The organism is Nitrosomonas nitrosa (assembly GCF_003051105.1).
GTDB lineage: Bacteria > Pseudomonadota > Gammaproteobacteria > Burkholderiales > Nitrosomonadaceae > Nitrosomonas > Nitrosomonas nitrosa.
In genome coordinates, this window is sequence record NZ_QAOO01000065.1 from 1 (window position 1) to 2,937 (window position 2,937).

Below are 2,937 nucleotides of genomic sequence, written 5' to 3' on the forward strand. Positions count from 1 at the left end.
CGCATACGGCACAAACGACGTCTGTCCAATCCAAACAGTATCAACCCAAGCCGCTGCAGAACACCATCGATACCGCCAGGCTGTTTGAGCGCTACCAGCAGCAACAAGCCGATGCCGCTTCATGGCGCAAAGAACAATGGCTCACATTGCGGGAACAACGCGACCGGTTGATCGAGCGCGCCAAGAAGGATGCGAAACGCAAGCGCAGCATCCTCAAACAGATACAGGCCGGTCAGCTGGTCAAGAAAACCCTGTCTGCAACGGTCAGTGGGCAATTCAAAACAACACTGGATGAGATCAAGCGCGAATACCGTGCAGCCTACGCGCAATTGAAAACCAGCCAGCGCAGAATGGCATGGCTTGATTGGCTGACTACAGAAGCTAAAAACGGCAATGCTGAAGCCCTGTCAGCACTGCGTGCCCGAAGTAAAAAAGACGGCAGAATGGCGGGTAATCACCTATCCGGCTATCGCTATCAAAACAATCACTCCATAAACGATACCGTCGAGGCTGTCACCAAAGACGGCACGGTATGCTACAGGATAGGCAACACGACCATACGCGATGACGGCAAACGATTGTTTGTTTCTCCCAATGTTTTGAATGACTCTTTGGCTGACGTGCTGCAGCTTGCCATCGACAAGTACGGCAATCATCTGTCAGTCAATGGTTTGGATGATTTCAGAACATCGGTTGTACAGGCTGCCGTGCAAAACAACCTTCAGGTCACCTTTGATGACAAGGCGTTGGAACGCTACCGTCAGCAGTTGCTGAAACAACAGACTATATCGCAGACCCAGCATTTTACCGAGATTCAGGCAAAAACCAATACGACTCAAGCCAGGAGGAATTCGTTATGACCCGGCCTCATCGCCCCAGTGATCAACAGACAACTTCCCGGGATAATACCGTTATCCGCATACTGGCATTCATTTGCCTGGTCGGTGGGTTTCAGGTGGCAACCCAATATTTTGCACATCAGTTCAATTATCAGGATCCACTCGGTTTGCATTTCAATCAATTCTATGCGCCCTGGTCGATTCTGGTCTGGCGTACTCAGTGGTATGACCAGCATCCGGCTATCTTCGAGCTGGCGGCAGGTTACGGCATCCTGTTTTCCAGTGCCGGGTTGATACTGGTGTTGATCGTCAAGATGATGTTCGCGAATTCTTCACGGGCGAATCGCAATCTGTATGGCTCAGCCCGGTGGGCAGATAGAAAAGACATCGAAGCCGCAGGGTTGCTTTCTTCCGGAAAGAACAAAGGGGGTGAAGCGGTTTATGTGGGCGCCTGGTGTGACAAATCCGGCAAAACGCATTATCTGAAACACAGCGGGCCCGAGCATGTGCTGTGTTTTGCACCGACCCGTTCCGGCAAGGGAGTGAGTCTGGTGATTCCAACCTTGTTATCCTGGACGCAAAGTGCCGTCATTACCGATCTCAAAGGCGAACTCTGGGCACTGACGGCCGGTTGGCGCAAGCAACATGCCAACAACAACGTGCTACGTTTCGATCCAGCATCCTCCTCGAGCTGTCACTGGAATCCACTCGATGAAATCATTATCGGCAGCGGCACCGAAGTAGCGGATGTGCAGAATTTGGTGAACCTGATCGTCGATCCTGACGGCAAAGGACTGGAAACACATTGGCAAAAGACCGCGCATGCTTTGCTCGTAGGGCTCATTCTGCATGTGCTATATCAATCGGAGCGTGACGGCACACCGGCCACACTACCGGCTGTCGATGCGATGCTATCTGATCCCGACCGCGATATCCGTGAACTCTGGATGGAAATGATCATGCCGGAGAATGGTGGCGCACATCCGGTGATTGCAGCCGCTGCCCGCGACATGCTGGATCGGCCCGAGGAAGAAGCGGGTTCCGTGTTATCGACTGCCAAATCCTATCTGGCTTTGTATCGCGATCCGATTGTGGCAGGCAATATCAGCGATTCGGATTTTTATATCCGCGATCTGATGCACCATGGCATCCCTGTCAGTCTCTACATTGTTTCACACCCGAACGACAAATCACGATTGCGGCCGTTGATCCGTATTCTGATCAACATGATTGTTCGCAAACTTGCCGGTCAGATGGTATTTCGCAATGGCGAGCCTGTCATGCACTACAAACACCGGTTGTTGCTTATGCTCGATGAGTTTCCAAGTCTCGGCAAACTTGAAATCTTCCAGGAATCCCTCGCCTTTATTGCCGGTTATGGCATCAAAGCCTATCTCATCTGCCAGGATATCAACCAGCTTAAAAGCCGTGAATCGGGTTACGGTCATGATGAGGCGATTACCTCGAACTGTCATATCCAGACCGCGTTTGCGCCCAATCGCATAGAAACGGCAGAACACCTCTCCAAGCTCACCGGTCAGACCACCGTGATCAAGGAGCAGATCACCACAAGTGGCCGCCGCTCCTCGATGATGCACGGCCATGTCACCCGCACATTGCAGGAGACGCAACGCGCATTACTGACACCGGATGAATGCATGCGCCTGCCGGGCGCCACCAAAGATGCGAGCGGCAGAATTACAAAACCAGGCGACATGATCATCTATGTCGCCGGATACCCTGCCATTTATGGCGTACAGCCGCTGTACTTCCAGGATGAAGTATTTGCTGCGCGCGCAAAAGTCGATCCGCCGCTGTCAAGCGACCGGCTCACAACTCATTCCGAATTGGATGGGTTGAGATGAGCAGGCCGATCAAGATGATGACCACACTTGTACTGACACTCAGCATCGGTCTGTTTGCGTTGAGTATCCTGTTCCGGATTGGCGGCATCCATATCAACACCACACCGAGCCTGCCGGTCGGTTTATACCGGGTTGTCGATGAACCTGTTACAAAAGGAGCGTACGTTGCCTTCTGTCCGCCGCAACGCGATGTGTTTGATTGGGCTGCAGCCCGAGGCTATATCCATCCGGGA

Annotated in this window: 3 protein-coding genes; all 3 read left to right on the plus strand. The window is 52.6% G+C overall.

What is annotated here, in order from left to right:
• Window positions 1-860: LPD7 domain-containing protein (locus C8R30_RS16040; RefSeq protein WP_338065864.1), on the plus strand; the 860-nt coding region annotated here is incomplete at its 5' end.
• Complete coding sequence (locus C8R30_RS15470) at window positions 857-2,704, plus strand: type IV secretory system conjugative DNA transfer family protein (RefSeq protein ID WP_107790540.1); 1,848 nt, start codon at window positions 857-859, stop codon at window positions 2,702-2,704. The genes C8R30_RS16040 and C8R30_RS15470, both read left to right, overlap by 4 nt.
• Before the next feature lie 14 nt (window positions 2,705-2,718).
• A partial coding sequence (locus C8R30_RS15475) for a S24/S26 family peptidase (protein ID WP_476703511.1) occupies window positions 2,719-2,937 on the plus strand: 219 nt, incomplete at its 3' end.